The 13,821-nt window shown below is 75.8% G+C and carries 15 protein-coding genes; 8 read left to right on the forward strand and 7 right to left on the reverse strand.

The features are described 5' to 3' along the window. Positions 1–29: 29 nt before the first annotated feature. Complete coding sequence (locus BJ968_RS12560; protein WP_179752309.1) at positions 30–965, reverse strand: WYL domain-containing protein; 936 nt, start codon at positions 963–965, stop codon at positions 30–32. Between the two features lie 94 nt (positions 966–1,059). Between BJ968_RS12560 and BJ968_RS12565 the strand changes: the two genes are divergently transcribed. From BJ968_RS12565 to BJ968_RS12575, 3 genes are all read left to right on the forward strand, one after another. After that, complete coding sequence (locus tag BJ968_RS12565) at positions 1,060–1,470, forward strand: VOC family protein (RefSeq protein WP_179752312.1); 411 nt, start codon at positions 1,060–1,062, stop codon at positions 1,468–1,470. Between the two features lie 12 nt (positions 1,471–1,482). Then, positions 1,483–2,643 carry an aminotransferase class I/II-fold pyridoxal phosphate-dependent enzyme gene (locus tag BJ968_RS12570; RefSeq protein ID WP_179752314.1) on the forward strand — a complete coding sequence of 387 codons (1,161 nt, stop codon included), beginning with the start codon at positions 1,483–1,485 and terminating at the stop codon, positions 2,641–2,643. A gap of 126 nt (positions 2,644–2,769) precedes the next feature. Further along, positions 2,770–3,552 carry an SDR family oxidoreductase gene (locus BJ968_RS12575; protein ID WP_179752316.1) on the forward strand — a complete coding sequence of 261 codons (783 nt, stop codon included), beginning with the start codon at positions 2,770–2,772 and terminating at the stop codon, positions 3,550–3,552. Between the two features lie 48 nt (positions 3,553–3,600). On the opposite strand, the gene BJ968_RS24615 is transcribed toward BJ968_RS12575, so the two are convergent. Beyond that, positions 3,601–4,275: a TetR family transcriptional regulator gene (locus BJ968_RS24615; protein ID WP_179752318.1), complete on the reverse strand. Its 675-nt coding sequence runs from the start codon at positions 4,273–4,275 to the stop codon at positions 3,601–3,603. 103 nt (positions 4,276–4,378) lie between these two features. On the opposite strand from BJ968_RS24615, the gene BJ968_RS12585 reads away from it, so the two are divergent. The 3 genes from BJ968_RS12585 (at position 4,379) to BJ968_RS12595 (ending at position 6,593) form a co-directional block, all read left to right on the forward strand. Continuing rightward, positions 4,379–5,110: an SDR family oxidoreductase gene (locus BJ968_RS12585; protein ID WP_179752320.1), complete on the forward strand. Its 732-nt coding sequence runs from the start codon at positions 4,379–4,381 to the stop codon at positions 5,108–5,110. Positions 5,111–5,194: 84 nt separating this feature from the next. Beyond that, positions 5,195–5,908, forward strand: coding sequence for a VIT1/CCC1 transporter family protein (locus BJ968_RS12590; protein WP_179752322.1), 714 nt, complete (start codon positions 5,195–5,197; stop codon positions 5,906–5,908). 22 nt (positions 5,909–5,930) lie between these two features. Next, positions 5,931–6,593: a response regulator gene (locus tag BJ968_RS12595; protein WP_179752324.1), complete on the forward strand. Its 663-nt coding sequence runs from the start codon at positions 5,931–5,933 to the stop codon at positions 6,591–6,593. A gap of 9 nt (positions 6,594–6,602) precedes the next feature. Here BJ968_RS12595 and BJ968_RS12600 read toward each other — a convergent pair whose 3' ends face one another. Then, positions 6,603–8,030, reverse strand: coding sequence for a sensor histidine kinase (locus BJ968_RS12600; RefSeq protein WP_179752326.1), 1,428 nt, complete (start codon positions 8,028–8,030; stop codon positions 6,603–6,605). A gap of 136 nt (positions 8,031–8,166) precedes the next feature. On the opposite strand from BJ968_RS12600, the gene BJ968_RS12605 reads away from it, so the two are divergent. Next, positions 8,167–9,009, forward strand: a complete 843-nt coding sequence (locus BJ968_RS12605; protein WP_179752328.1) for an undecaprenyl-diphosphate phosphatase — start codon at positions 8,167–8,169, stop codon at positions 9,007–9,009. Positions 9,010–9,069: 60 nt separating this feature from the next. Here the strand turns inward: BJ968_RS12605 and BJ968_RS12610 are convergent, their stop codons facing one another. Then, complete coding sequence (locus BJ968_RS12610) at positions 9,070–9,585, reverse strand: GrpB family protein (protein WP_425491570.1); 516 nt, start codon at positions 9,583–9,585, stop codon at positions 9,070–9,072. Positions 9,586–9,800: 215 nt separating this feature from the next. On the opposite strand from BJ968_RS12610, the gene glpX reads away from it, so the two are divergent. Beyond that, positions 9,801–10,772, forward strand: coding sequence for a class II fructose-bisphosphatase (gene glpX / locus BJ968_RS12615; RefSeq protein WP_179752332.1), 972 nt, complete (start codon positions 9,801–9,803; stop codon positions 10,770–10,772). 16 nt (positions 10,773–10,788) lie between these two features. Here the strand turns inward: glpX and BJ968_RS12620 are convergent, their stop codons facing one another. From BJ968_RS12620 to BJ968_RS12630, 3 genes are all read right to left on the reverse strand, one after another. Beyond that, a complete protein-coding gene (locus tag BJ968_RS12620) occupies positions 10,789–11,853 on the reverse strand; it encodes a DNA glycosylase AlkZ-like family protein (protein WP_179752334.1) in 1,065 nt (354 codons plus the stop codon). Positions 11,854–11,893: 40 nt separating this feature from the next. Continuing rightward, complete coding sequence (locus BJ968_RS12625) at positions 11,894–12,940, reverse strand: hypothetical protein (protein WP_179752336.1); 1,047 nt, start codon at positions 12,938–12,940, stop codon at positions 11,894–11,896. A gap of 107 nt (positions 12,941–13,047) precedes the next feature. Next, the gene (locus BJ968_RS12630; RefSeq protein WP_179752339.1) at positions 13,048–13,803 is read right to left on the reverse strand and encodes a TSUP family transporter; all 756 of its coding nucleotides are present in this window, start codon (positions 13,801–13,803) and stop codon (positions 13,048–13,050) included. Between the last annotated feature and the right edge of the window lie 18 nt (positions 13,804–13,821).

Genomic DNA, 13,821 nt, shown 5'->3' on the forward strand with positions numbered 1-13,821 from the left:
CCCTGCCAACAACCCCGGCCACCGTCACCTCAGCCGTACCGTCCCGCCAGTTCCCGGCCGATGCGGGCCAGTTCGTGCCGGACGGCCGGCGGCTCCTCCACCTCCAGGCCCGCCCCCCACCCGGCCAGCGTCCGGGCCAGGTCCAGGGGGGTGGGTGCCGCGACGTGGCAACGGGTCCGTCCCCCGCCCAGTTCCCGGGCGCCGGTGCAGTGCCGCCCGAACTGCTCCCGCAGCACCGGCAGGTGCCGCGTGGGGAGCACGACGACGGCGGTGGTGAGGGCCCGGCGGGACTCCACCTCGTCGACGACGCGCTGCCACTCCCGGGTCAGGTCGAAGTCCACGGGCCGCTCGAAGCGGCCGGTCAGGGTCTCCAGGTGCCCGACGCGGTCGACGCGGTAGGTGCGGCGCCCGGCCGGGGTGCCCGCGAGGAGGTACCAGACGTCGTCCTTGGCGACGAGCCCGAGGGGCTCGACCGTCCGGTCGCGCGTCCCGCTGCGGGAGGCGTACGCGATCCGCACCGGGGTCCGGGCGACCACGGCCTCCTGGAGCCGGGTGACGAGCTCGGAGCGCGGGCGCTCCCGGTCGCCCCAGCGGGCCGGGTCGACGACGACGGCCCCGGCCGCCGCCTCGGCGTCGGCGCGGAACGTCCCCGGCAGGGCCCGGACGAGCTTGCGCAGGGCCGAGCGGGTCGCCGGGTCCGCCGTCGCGGGCCCGGCGGTGAGGAACAGCGCGCGGGCCTCCCCGCTCGTCAGCCCGGTCAGGTCGGTGCGGGCGCCGCCCACGAGCGACCACCCCCCGCCCCGGCCCCGCTGCGGGTAGACGGGGACCCCGGCCGCCGACAGGGCCTCCAGGTCGCGGCGGGCCGTGGCGAGGGAGACCTCCAGCTCGGCGGCCACGGCGGCGGCCGTCACCCGCCCCCGCGACTGCAGGAGCAGCAGGACGGCCACGAGCCGGTCGGCGCGCACGTCGCCGATCCTGCCAGCGGAAGTGCTCAGGAGGTGAGCGCTTCAGGGAGGAGGGTGGTGCTCACCGGACCGACCGACGCAGGAGGAGCAGGCGATGTTGCGAGGCATGTCGACCGTGGTGCTGCTGGCCGAGGACTTCGAGGGCGCCAAGCGCTGGTACACCGAGCTGCTGGGGTTCCCGCCGTACTTCGACCGGCCCTGGTACGCCGAGTTCCGCGTCGGCGACCACCAGCAGGAGCTGGGCGTCCTCAACGCGGCGTTCGCCGGGCAGCTCGGCGGGGTGCCCGCCACGGACCGTCCCGGCGGTGTCGTCCTGTACTGGCACGTCGACGACCTCGACGCCGCGCTCGCGCGCGCCGTGGAGCTGGGCGCGACGGTGTTCCAGCCCGCCCGGGAGTTCGGCGAGGGGTTCACCGGGGCCAGCGTCGTCGACCCCTTCGGCAACCTCCTGGGGCTGATGCGCAACGCGCACTACCTGCAGGTCCTGGCCGCGGGCTGCGGCTGAGAGCATCGGCGGGTGCCTGCGATCGCCTCCCGCGCCCTGACCATCCCCGCCTCGCCGATCCGGCGGATCTTCGACCTCGCCCAGGACCTCGACGGCGTGATCGCCCTCAACGTGGGGGAACCGGACCTGCCGGTGGCCCCGCACGTGCTGGCGGCGGGGGCGCGGGCGTGGGCGGACGACGTCACCGACTACACGCCCAACGGCGGGATCGGCGCGCTGCGCGCCGCCATCGCCGGCAAGCTGGCGCGGGACAACGGCCTGGCCGTCGACCCCGACCAGGTGTGGGTGACGGCCGGGGGGATGCAGGCGCTGCACCAGGTGATGTCGATGACGCTGGACGCGGGCGACGAGGTGCTCGTGCCGGACCCGGGGTACGTGAACTTCTCCATGACCGCCCGGCACGTCGGTGCGGTCCCCGTGCCGTACCGCCTCGACCCCGACGACGGGTTCCGCCCGGACCCGGTGGCCCTGGAGGCGGCGGTGACGGGGCGGACGCGCGTGCTGGTGGTGAACTCCCCGTCCAACCCCCTCGGCACCGTGTACCCGGCGCCGGTGCTGGAGCACCTGCTGGCGTTCGCCCGCCGGCACGACCTGTGGGTGGTCTCCGACGAGGTCTACGAGCGGTTCACCTACGGCGTCCCGCACGTCAGCCCCGCCGCCCTCGACCGCGACGGCCGGGTCCTGCCGGTGTTCTCGTTCTCCAAGACGTACGCGCTGACGGGCGCGCGCGTCGGCTGGTTCGTGGCGCCGCCGCAGTGGTCGGCGTTGCTGCGCACGGCGCAGGAGGCGGTGGTGAGCTGCGTCAACGCTCCCGCCCAGCTCGCGGCGCTCGCGGCGCTGGAGGGGGACCAGCAGACCGTCGCCGACGCCCGCGAGCACTACCGGGCCAACATCGAGGCCGCGTGCGAGCTGTTGCGGGGCAAGGGGGTGCGGCACCAGCGGCCGGACGGCGCGTTCTACCTGTGGGTCGACGTGTCGCACGTCAGCGGTGGGGACGTCTCGGCGTGGTGCGAGCGGTTCCTGGTGGAGCAGCGCGTCGCGGTCGCCCCGGGCACGGGTTTCGGGGCGTCGGGGGAGGGGTGGGTCCGGTTGTCGCTGGCCGGGACGCGGGAGGACGTCCTGGCGGGGGTGTCGCGCATCCCGTCGGCCGGGCGGGTGGTCGCGTCGCGGTAGCGGGGGCGGGTGGGGGTACCCTGAACGACAGGTGTCGTACAAAGGGTGCGGAACCTGCCGGGCGGTCGACGGAGGTCGTCCGGTGCGCGCCGGGTGCGCGCAACCCGACCGAAGGGATCGTGTCCCGTGGACCGCTTCACCGACCGCGTCGTCCTCATCACCGGCGGGGGGTCCGGCCTGGGCCGTGCCGCCGCCGTCCGCCTCGCCGCCGAGGGCGCCCGGCTCGCCCTGGTCGACGTCTCCGTCGAGGGCCTGACCGCCTCGGCCGCCGCCGTGGCCGAGGCCGCCCCGTCCGCCGAGGTCCTCACCGTGACCGCCGACGTGTCGCAGGAGGCCGACGTCGAGCGGTACGTCGCCGCGACGCTGGAGCGCTTCGGGCGCATCGACGGGTTCTTCAACAACGCCGGCATCGAGGGCCGGCAGAACCTCACCGAGGACTTCACCGTCGAGGAGTTCGACCGCGTCCACGCGATCGACCTCCGCGGCGTGTTCCTGGGCCTGGAGAAGGTCCTGGGGGTGATGCGCCGGCAGGGCGGCGGGTACGTCGTGAACACCGCGAGCGTCGGCGGGATCCGCGGCGTCGGCAACCAGTCCGGCTACGCCGCGGCCAAGCACGGCGTCGTGGGGCTCACCCGGAACTCCGCCGTCGAGTACGGGCAGTTCGGCGTCCGCGTCAACGCGATCGCCCCCGGTGCGATCTGGACGCCGATGGTCGAGGGTTCCATGCGGCAGCTGGACGCGGAGAACCCCGAGCGGGCCGCCGAGCAGTTCATCCAGGTGAACCCGACCAAGCGGTACGGGCAGGCGCCCGAGATCGCCTCCGTCGTGGCGTTCCTGCTGTCCGACGACGCGTCCTACGTCAACGCCGCCGTCGTGCCGATCGACGGCGGGCAGTCCGCGAAGTACTGAGGCCGACGTGCTGAGGCCGAGGTACTGAGGCCGAAGGGCTGAGGCGGGTCAGCTGAGCCGTTCCAGCCAGCGCCGCAGCAGCGCCGTCTCCTCCGGCTCGAGGGTTCCCGGGTCGGTCAGGTCGAGCTGCGCGCGCAGCCGCCGGGCCGCGGACGGCAGCCCGGGGCGTCCCTCGCGGCGGGGGGCGTCGCGCAGCAGCGAGCCGAACACGGCGTCCCGCACGCGGTGGGACAGGTCCTCGCCGAAGACCTCCGGCTGGGCGATGCGGTTCAGCGCCGCGCCGACGTTGGCCGACAGGACCACCTGGGCCGCGTGGTCGACCTCGACGGTGAGGCGGCCCGCGGCGGCCACCCGGGTCAGGGTCGCGGCGAGCAGGTCCAGGACGCGCTGCCGGGCGACCGAGCGCGACCGGGGCCGGGGGACGAACATCAGCTGGTACAGCGCGGGGTTGGCGGCGGCGAAGCGGGTGTGGTCGTCCCAGCCGGACAGCAGGTCGGCCACGGGGTCGTCGGTGACGGGCAGCCCGGCCTTCCGGTGGGCGTACCGCTCGAAACCGCGGTCGGCGAGGGCGTCGAGCAGGCCCTTCTTGTCCCCGAACTGCCGGTAGAGGACGGGCTGGGTGACGCCGGCCGCCTCGCACACCGCGCGGGTGGCGACGTCGTGGTCCTCGGAGGCGGCGAGGAGCCGTTCGGCGGCGTCGAGGATGGCGGTGCGCTGGTCCACGTAGCAAGGGTACGCCACAGCAGTAGCGCTGCTCCTAGACCGGTGCTACGGTCGTCATATCGCCGGTACGCAAAGGGCGTACCGAAGGTATGGAGGAGTGGGCATGACCGAGCAGCGAGTCGCCGTCGTCACCGGGGCCTCCCGGGGCATCGGCCGAGCCGTCGCCACCGAGCTGGCCGCCCGCGGGCAGGCCGTCGTCGTCGGCTACGCCGGGTCCGCGGACGCCGCCGCCGAGGTCGTCCGGCAGATCACCGCCGCCGGGGGCCGCGCCGTGGCCGCGCAGGCCGACGTCGCCGACGAGGCCGCCGTCGCCGCCGCGTTCGACCTCGCCGAGCAGGAGTTCGGCGGCGTCGACGTCGTCGTCCACGCCGCGGGCCGGCTGAGCCAGTCGACCATCGCCGACCTCGACCTCGACGACCTCGACGCCCTGCACCGCACCAACATCCGCGGCACGTTCGTCGTGGCCCGCGAAGCCGCCCGCCGCGTCCGCGACGGCGGGGCGGTCATCACGTTCTCCACCTCCGTCGTCGGGCTGCAACTGCCCACCTACGGCGCCTACGTCGCCAGCAAGGGCGCCGTGGAGGGGCTGACGATGATCCTGGCCCGCGAGCTGCGCGGCCGCGACGTCACCGTCAACGCCGTCGCCCCCGGCCCCACCGCCACCGAGCTGTTCCTCGACGGCAAGGACGAGGCCACCGTGGAACGGCTGGCGAAGCAGCCCCCGCTGGAACGCCTCGGCGAACCCGCCGACATCGCCGAGGTCGTCGCCTTCCTCGCCGGGCCCGGGCGCTGGGTCAACGGCCAGGTCGTGCGCGTCAACGGCGGCATCGTCTGACCCGCCCGTCCCGGAAGAGGGCGCGCGGCGGACGGGTTGGCCCCCGGGGGAGGGGAACGTCCCCTCGCCGGACAGGAGGACGACGTGGCGGACACCCACCCCGGGGAACCGGTGCTGCACCAGGGGGACCTGACGGCCCGGCTGAACCGGTTGCGGGCCGCGGTGCTCGGCGCCAACGACGGCATCGTCTCGGTCGCCGGGCTCGTCGTCGGCGTCGCCGGGGCCACCACCGACCGGACGGCCCTGCTGACCGCCGGGATCGCCGGGCTCGTCGCCGGCGCCCTGTCCATGGCCGCCGGGGAGTACGTGTCCGTCTCCACCCAGCGCGACACCCAGCGGGCCCTGCTGGCCACCGAGCGGCGCGAACTCGCCGAGATGCCGCAGGAGGAACTCGCCGAGCTCGCGAGCATCTACGTCGGCAAGGGGCTGTCCCCGGCCCTGGCGCAGCAGGTGGCGACCGAGCTCACCGCCCACGACGCCCTCGCCGCGCACGCCGACGCCGAGCTCGGCCTCGACCCCGACGAGGTCGTCAGCCCGTGGCAGGCCGCGTGGGCCTCGGCGGCCGCGTTCACGCTCGGCGCGCTGGTCCCGCTGCTGACGATCGTCCTGACCCCCACGGCCGCCCGCGTCCCCGCCTGCTTCGCCGCCGTCCTCGTGGCGCTCGCGCTGACGGGGGCGCTCAGCGCCCACCTCGGCGGGGCCGGTCACCGGCGCGCCACCGCGCGCACCGTCCTCGGCGGCGCGCTCGCGATGGCCGTCACCTACGGCACCGGGCACCTCGTGGGGCGCACCCTCTGACCTGCCCGGGCAGGATGGGGACGTGCGCATCCTCCTGGTCGACGACGAGGTGACCCTCGCCGCGACGCTGGCCGCCGGGCTGGCGGGGGCCGGGTTCACCGTCGACGTCGCCCACGACGGCGGGACCGGCCTGGCGCGAGCCGAGGGGGGCGCGTACGACGTCGTCGTCCTCGACGTCATGCTGCCCGTCCTCAACGGGTACGAGGTGTGCCGCACCCTGCGGGCGCGGCAGGTGTGGACGCCCGTCCTCGTCCTCACCGCCAAGGACGGGGAGCACGACGAGACCGACGCGTTCGACCTCGGTGCCGACGACTACCTGCGCAAACCCTTCTCCTTCGACGTCCTCGTGGCCCGGCTGCGGGCGCTGACCCGGCGGGGCGCACCGGAGCGCCCCGCCGTCCTGCGCTCCGGCGACCTCACCCTCGACCCGGCCGCGCAACGGGTCCACCTCGCCGGGCGGGAGGTCCGCCTCACGGCCCGCGAGTTCCAGGTCCTGCACCACCTCATGCGCCACGCCGGTGACGTGCTGTCCAAGACCAACGTCCTGCAGGGCGTCTGGGACGAGTTCTACGAGGGCGACGAGAACCTCGTCGAGGTGTACGTGGGGTACTTGCGGAAGAAGATCGGGCGCGAGTTCATCGAGACCGTGCGCGGCGCCGGGTACCGGTTCGCGGCGGGGTCCTGACCGCACCCCTCAGGGCGGGCCCGGGGGTTCGGCCAGCGGCAGCTCCACCCGGAACGCCGTCCCCGGCGCACCACCGGGCGGGTCCACCACCGCCACCGAACCGCCGTGCGCGGCGACGACATCCCGCACGACCGCCAGGCCCAGGCCGCTGCCCCCGGAGTCGCGGGCGCGGCTCTCCTCCAGCCGCACGAACCGCTCGAACACCCGCTCCCGGTCCGGCGGCGGGATCGGGGCCCCGTCGTTCGTCACGGTCAGCACGGCGACGGAGCCGTTGCGCCGCAGGTCGATCGACACCGCGGACCGGGCGTGGCGGGCGGCGTTGTCGGTGAGGTTGCGCACCACCCGGGACAGTTCCTGCCGGTCCCCGACGACGCGCGCCGGTTCGCGGTGCAGGGTGACCGTCAGCGTGGTGCTCGCCCGCAGCCGCCGGTGCTCGTCCGTCACCAGGTCGTCCACGTCCACCTCCTCGCCCCGGCCCGGCCCGGCGGACCAGGAGCGTTCGTCCACCCGGGCGAGCAGCAGCAGGTCGCTCACCAGGGCGTCCAGCCGCTGCGACTCGCCCCGCACCAGGCGCGCCAGTTCCCGCGGGTCGGCGCGGTCGGGTCGCCCCAGGGCGATGTCCGCCGCGGCCCGCAGCGTCGCGATGGGGCTGCGCAGCTCGTGGCTGGCGTCGGACACGAACTGCCGCTGGGCCGTGTCGGCCCGTTCCAGCCCCGCCAGCATCGAGTTCATCGTCGACGCCAGCCGCGCCACCTCGTCGCGCCCCGGCGGGGTCGGGACCCGCCCGGACAGGTTCCCGTGGCTGATGCCCTCCACCGTCGTCCGGATGCGCGACACCGGCCGCAGCGACCTGCCCACGAACAGGTACGTCGCCCCGCCCACCGTCAGCAGCAGCAGCGGGCCGCCCACCGCCAGGGCCGCCACCGCCGCGTGCAGCGCGTCCTCGCCCGTCCCCAGCGACTGCGCGACGACCACCGTGAAGCGCTCCCCGCCGGCCGCGCCGCCCAGTGCGGTCACCCGGTAGGCGTCGTCGTCGAAGGGCAGCCGGAGCTCGCGGTGGACGACGTCGCCCGGGGCGGGCCGCTCGTCGACCACCGGCGGTTCCCCGCGCAGGTCCGGGCTGGACGCCACCACCGCCCCGGCCGCGTCGACCACCTGCACCGCCGCCCGCCGCCGGGCGGCCGCCTCGACCGCGGCCCGCAGGTCCGGCGAGGTGCCCACCCCGTCCGGGACCAGCGCCGCGACCGACTGGGCCGTGGCCAGCGTCGACGCGTCCACGCTCCGGTGCAGGTCGTCCACCAGGCTCAGCAGCAGCAGCGCCCCCATCGCCAGGACCACCACGCCCTGCACGAGCGTGGCCGCCACCGTCGAGCGGACCTGCACACCGCACTCCCGCCACAGCCGCAGCAGCCACCGCACGCCGCGCCCCAGGCTCATGCCGTCCAGCATCGACCACCCGGACGGCTGTCGCCGCCACCGGGCTTCAGCGCACGTTCAGGAACGCTGCGCCACAGTGGCGGCGTGCGGGCGGCCGGCTCCGGGCGCGTCCGCGGGAGAGCGAGGAGAGATCACCGTGCAGCTGTGGCAGTCCGCCGTCCTCGGCGTCGTCGAGGGCCTCACCGAGTTCCTGCCCGTGTCCAGCACGGGGCACCTGACCGTCGTCGAGGAACTCCTCGGGTTGCGCGTCGACGACGCCGGCACCACCGCGTTCACCGCGATCGTCCAGTTCGGCGCCATCGTCGCCGTCATCGGGTACTTCCGGCGCGACATCGCCCGGCTGCTGCTCGCCTGGGTGCGCGGGCTGCGCGATCCCGCTGCGCGGCAGGAGGACTACCGCCTCGCGTGGTCGGTGGTCGTGGGTTCGGTCCCCGTGGGCCTGGTGGGTTTCGCGGCCCGGGACGTCGTGGCCGGGCCGCTGCGCAGCCTGTGGGTCGTCGCGTCCGCGCTCATCGGGTGGAGCGTCGTCATGGTCGCCGCGGAGGCGTACGCCGCGCGCCGCGCCGCCCGGCACGGCGAGGCGCGGGTCCGGCTGCCGGACGCCCTCGTGATCGGCCTCGTGCAGTGCCTCTCGCTGGTCCCGGGGGTGTCCCGCTCCGGGGCGACCATCAGCGCGGGCCTGTTCCGCGGGCTGGACCGGGTGACCGCCACCCGGCTGTCGTTCTTCCTGTCGATCCCGGCCCTGACGGCGGCCGGCCTCTACGAGGGGGTCTCGGCCGGCGGGGACGTCTCGGCCACCGTCGGGTGGGGGGCCACCGCCCTGGGCACCCTCGTGAGCCTCGTCGTGGCCTACGCCTCGATCGCGTGGCTGCTGCGCTTCGTCGCCCACCACCGGATCAGCGTGTTCGCGGGGTACCGGGTCGGCCTGGGGGCCGTCCTCCTCGCGCTGCTCGCCACGGGGACCCTGTCCGCCGTCTGAGGCCGCGCACCCGCCCGCTCGTGGTGCTCGCCGTCGCCCCCTGGTGGCCGGGGAGCGGGGTCAGCGGCCCCCGCGCTCGCGGGCCCGCGCCTTGATCCGAGCGATGACCTCGCCCTTGGCGTCGGCGTAGGCGTTCGTGTCGTCCCAGTCCCGGGCCATCAGCTCCCGCTTGGTGCGCTCGTACAGGGCGCGGTCGTCGGCGTCGGCCCGCAGGTGGTCGCGCAGCAGCAGGTACTCGCCGACGGCGGCGTCGCCGCGGGCGTACACGTGGACGTGGACGTCGCGGGCGGGGGTGCGCACGAGGCGGTGCCCCGGTTCGCGGACCCGCAGCTCGTACCCGGCGGCGAGGAGCCGGTCGAGGTGGTCCTCCTCGGCCGTGACGTCGTCGACCGCCACGACGACGTCGACGACCGGTTTGGCCGCCAGCCCGGGCACGGACGTGGACCCGATGTGCTCGACGTCGGCGTCCACCCCGGTCAGCGCGGAGCGGATCCGGTCGTGGTGCTCGCGGTAGACGTCCGGCCACCGGTCGTCGTACTCGTGCAGCCCGACCCGCAGGGCCTCCACGCCCCCCACGAGCTCGACGGTCGTGACGTCCGGCCGGCGCTGCGCGCGGCGCCCGCTCCCGTGCTGGTCCCCGTGCCCGTCCTGGTTCCCGTCCCGGTGCTCGCTCACGCCGCCATCGTCGCAGGGCGCCCCCACCGGGCCGCGCGCCCCGCCCTGCCCGGTCGGCCGCCGCGGCCCCTGGGACGATGGGACGCAAGCGATCGCCCTCCCGTCAGGAGCAGCTCATGACCACCCTGCCCGCCACACCGGACCGCAACCTCGCCCTGGAGCTCGTCCGGGCCACCGAGGCGGCGGCGATCCGGGCGACCCCGTTCATCGGTCGCGGCGACAAGAACGCCGCCGACGGCGCCGCCGTCGACGCGATGCGCACGTTCCTCGGCACCGTCGACTTCGCCGGGGTCGTCGTCATCGGCGAGGGCGAGAAGGACGAGGCGCCGATGCTGTTCAACGGTGAGCAGGTGGGTACCGGCAACGGCCCGGCGTGCGACATCGCCGTCGACCCCATCGACGGCACCTCGCTGACGGCGCTGGGCCGCCGCAACGCGATCTCGATGATCGCGGCCGCCGACCGGGGCGCCATGCTCGACGCCCACACCGTCTTCTACATGGAGAAGATCGTCACCGGCCCCGAGGGCGTCGGCGTCGTCGACCTGCGCCAGCCCATCGGCGAGAACGTCCGGGCGCTGGCGAAGGCGAAGGGCAAGGACGTCTCCGAGATCCAGGTCGGCGTCCTGGACCGGCCCCGGCACGAGCAGCTCATCGCCGACATCCGCGCCGCCGGCGCCGGGACCCGCCTCCTGCTCGACGGGGACGTCATGGGCGGGATCGGCGCGGCCTCCTACGAGGGCCGGCTCGACATGTGCGTGGGGATCGGCGGCAGCCCCGAGGGCGTCGCGACGGCGTGCGCCATCAAGGCGCTCGGCGGGCTCATCCAGGCGCGGCTGGCCCCGAAGACCGACGAGGAGAAGCAGCACGGCCTCGACGCGGGGCTGAAGTTCGACCACGTGTACACCGCCGAGGAACTGGTCAGGGGCGACAACACCTTCTTCGTCGCCACCGGCGTCACCGACGGCGACCTCGTCGACGGGGTGCGCCGCCTGGGGCCGGTCATCCGCACCGAGTCGATCGCCCTGCGCGCCCGCTCCGGGACGATCCGGTTCGTCCGCGCCGACCACCTCGCGGAGAAGTGGCTCTGAGCGGGTAGGCCGGGTCTCAGCCGAACCAGCCCGACGGGACGACCCGGCGGGCCAGGGCCGCGGCGCGGGTGGGCGGGAGACCCGTGAAACCCTGCGCCGCGACCCGGTCCCCGCCCCGGCCCGCGACCCGGTCCCAGGTCCCCACGACGCGCCCGCCGGCGACCACCGTCCCGCGGAACACGCCGTTGCCGCCGGGGGTCACCCGGTCGGCGTGCTCGGGGGCCAGGACGTGGGAGCGGTCGGCGTAGCCGAGCAGGAACTCGTCGAAACCCGGCAGCACGTGCAGGCCCCGCGCGGCCCGGCGGTGCGCCGCGACGAGGTCCGGCAGCCCCGGGTCGAGGAGGTGCTCGACGCCGTCGACGAGGGCCGTCTCGAACTCCCCGCGCACCGCGGCGAAACCCTCCCGCGCCCGGCCCAGCGGCAGCTTCGTCCACGCCGCGAAGTCCGCGGCGGTCGCCGGCCCGTGACCGCGCAGGTAGCGGCGGGCCCACTCCGCGAGCGGGTCCGGCGGGTCCCGGCGGTCTCTGACCCACTCGCCCGCCGGGACGAACAGCTGCTCCCGGCCGCGCACCGGCCCCTGGCACAACGCACCGGTCAGGGCCAGGTGGACGATCAGGTGGTACCCGCGCCCGGCGGCCGTGGCCTGCCCGGCGGCCTCGAACGCGGCAAGGAGCCCGGCGCGGGTCAGCCCGGCGCGGGTGAGCGAGCGCGCCGCGGTCCCGCGCGCGACGTCCAGGTCGGCCGGGGAGATCCCCAGCTGCTCGCGCCGCCGCGCGGTGGCGGCCACGGTCCGGCCCGCGCACAGCTCCAGCACCCAGAACAGGTCCGCCGCGGGGAGCAGGTGCAGCGTCCCGCGCTGGGGCCAGGACCGGACGACCCGGCCCGCGTCCAGCGCTGCGGCCAGCCCGTCGACGGTCCCGCCCGCGGTGCGCAGGGCCACGGCCGTCGCGGCGGCGCGCAGGTCCTGCGCCTGCACGGCCGCGAGGTGCTCGACGACGTCGGCGGCCCCGTCCAGGACGGGCACCACGCGCTGGGCCACCAGCCGCCAGGTGCCGACGTCCTGCGCCGCGAGCCCGCTCACGCGCCCGCGGCGGACGGTGCGGGGGTGCGGTGGCCGGGGGTCACGCGGGGCCGGTCCGCGGCCGGTCCGACGGCAGCAGGGTGACGACGAGCAGGCCGACGGGCGCCAGGAGGAGCGCCCCGCCGACCACGGGCAGGCCGTCGTACCCGATGACCGCCCCGGCGGGGGCCAGGACCGCCATCGACACCACCCCGCCGACCACCGCGGGGACCACCAGCAGCGCCGGGACCAGACCGACGGCGACCCCGACGGCGGCCAGGACCAGGGGGCGCACCCACGGCGACCGGGCGCCGGGCAGGACGAAGGGGGCCAGGGCCGTCACCAGGGCCGCGCCGGCGGCCCACAGCTGCCCGCGCACCTGCACCGAGCCCCCGGACGGTTCCAGCAGCACCACCAGGCACGCCAGCGGCATCAGCACCGCCACCCGCGCCGCGCCGCGCGTCCGCGCGCACCGCAGGGCGCACCCGGCCACGACGAGCAGCGACGCCACGGCCGCCACGAGGTCCGAGGCGCCCAGGTCGGCGGGCAGCCACGGCCGGTAGCGGTCGGTGCCGAACCCCTGGAGCACCAGCACCGGCACCGTCACCGCGGCCAGGACGCCGGGGGCCAGGTCCCACGCCCGCGACGACGGCGCCGGTCGCCCCACGGGTCGTCCCACCCGGCGCGCGGCCAGCACCGCGAGCGCGGTGACCGCGGCCACGGCCCCCAGCAGGGCGGCCGCCGCGGCCGGCGGGTCCCACCCGTCCACCCGGTGCCCCAGGGCGACGTTCGCCACGACCAGCGCCGCGACCGCCGCGGCCCAGCCGGCCACCGCGCCGCGGCGCCGGCCCAGCAGCAGACCCGCACCGGCGGCGACGGCGACCATCCCCGCCAGGCGCGCGTCGTGGGCGAGCAGCACCAGTTCGCCCTCGCCGGGCATCTGCGCGGTGTGGTCCCCGCGCAGGGCGGCCAGCTCCCCGGCCCGGGCGGCGGACGTGCTGGAGGCGGCCAGCCCCCACGCCCAGGCCCCCAGCAGCACCGCCGCGCCCCCGAGCGGGCCGGCGGACCGGCCCCCGGTGCGGGCCCGGTCGAACCCCGTGGTCTCCACGTCCTCAGCGTGCCGCGGCCGGCCCGCGAGGGGAAGCGGTGCGGGCCGGACGTCGACGGGTGTTCACCCGGCCCCCGCCGGTGGCACCCCCCGCCGGTGGTGCGGTCTCAGCGCAGGAGGTACAGGCCCGAGACGACCGACAACCCCAGCACCCACTTCTCGAACGTCCTGATGTCCAGCCGCTTCGCCAGCCACCAGCCGACGAACGCCCCCACGACGACCGCCGGGGCCAGGCGCAGGTCCAGCCACAGGGAGTCGACGGCGATGAGCCCCAGCGCGACGCTGAACGGCACCTTGAAGCAGTTCACGATGAAGAAGAACCACGCGCCGGTGCCCAGGAAGGACATGACGCCCAGGCCCATGGTGAACAGGTAGATGGACATGGGGGCACCACCGGCGTTGGCGACCATCGTCGCGAAACCCGCGAGGAACCCGAAACCCAGGGCCGTCCACCGGCGGCGGGTCACCGACATCGGCGGCGCGTCCCCCTGCGCGCGCAGCTTGCGCTGCCGCCACAGGTGGATGACGACGAGCAGGACCAGCAGCACGCCGATGGAACGGCGCATGACCGTGTCGTCGACGATCCGCACGAACCCCGCCCCGGCGACGACCCCGACCGCGACGTACGGGAAGAGCCGCACGAGCAGCCCCCAGTCGGCGTGCCGGCGGTACAGCGAGATCGCGAACAGGTCGCCGAGGATCAGCAGGGGCAGGATGAGGCCCGTGGACTCCTTCGCGGGCAGCACGGCCGCGAAGATCGCGATGGCGATGGTGCCGGCACCCCCGATGGAGGTCTTGGAGAACCCGATGACGAGGGCCGCCAGGTACAGGGGGATCAGCTGCGTCGTCGTCAGGTCCAGCACCGTGGGAGCGTACTCGTC

The sequence above is a fragment of the Kineococcus aurantiacus genome (assembly GCF_013409345.1).
In the GTDB taxonomy this organism is placed as follows: Bacteria; Actinomycetota; Actinomycetes; order Actinomycetales; family Kineococcaceae; genus Kineococcus; species Kineococcus aurantiacus.

What these genes read in the sequence shown, in the direction of transcription:
- glpX (WP_179752332.1), top strand. Translation starts at nt 9,801, where the DNA reads ATGACCACCCTGCCCGCCACACCGGACCGCAACCTCGCCCTGGAGCTC.
- BJ968_RS12565 (WP_179752312.1), top strand. Translation starts at nt 1,060, where the DNA reads ATGTTGCGAGGCATGTCGACCGTGGTGCTGCTGGCCGAGGACTTCGAG.
- BJ968_RS12600 (WP_179752326.1), bottom strand. Translation starts at nt 8,030, where the DNA reads ATGAGCCTGGGGCGCGGCGTGCGGTGGCTGCTGCGGCTGTGGCGGGAG.
- BJ968_RS12585 (WP_179752320.1), top strand. Translation starts at nt 4,379, where the DNA reads ATGACCGAGCAGCGAGTCGCCGTCGTCACCGGGGCCTCCCGGGGCATC.